Below are 236 nucleotides of genomic sequence, written 5' to 3'. Positions count from 1 at the left end.
TTGCAGCAACTTGGTTTGCCGAGAATTTTTCACTTTAGATATGGTTGAGGAATCGAACTCGAAAACACTGAAGCCAGCAACTTTCGAAAGCCTTACAACCCTTGAATCTTCAAAGCGCTATAACGCCCAATTAAGGGGTGAACAACGCCTTCAACCAAACCTAACTCATTGTGCCATAAACACTAAATTTGAAGTAGAAGCAAAAATGCCGAGCGTTGTGAATCCCTCTTAAATTG

The 236-nt window shown here is 41.1% G+C and carries 1 protein-coding gene; it reads left to right on the top strand.

Annotated elements, in window-relative coordinates:
* Positions 1–232: hypothetical protein (locus tag HC752_RS25075; protein ID WP_238930647.1), on the top strand; the 232-nt coding region annotated here is incomplete at its 5' end.
* Between the last annotated feature and the right edge of the window lie 4 nt (positions 233–236).

Origin of the sequence: Vibrio sp. S9_S30 (genome assembly GCF_014694455.1) — a bacterium.
Lineage (GTDB): Bacteria > Pseudomonadota > Gammaproteobacteria > Enterobacterales > Vibrionaceae > Vibrio.
Note: the sequence above shows the minus strand (reverse complement) of the source record. Positions and strands in the feature narration are given on the sequence as shown.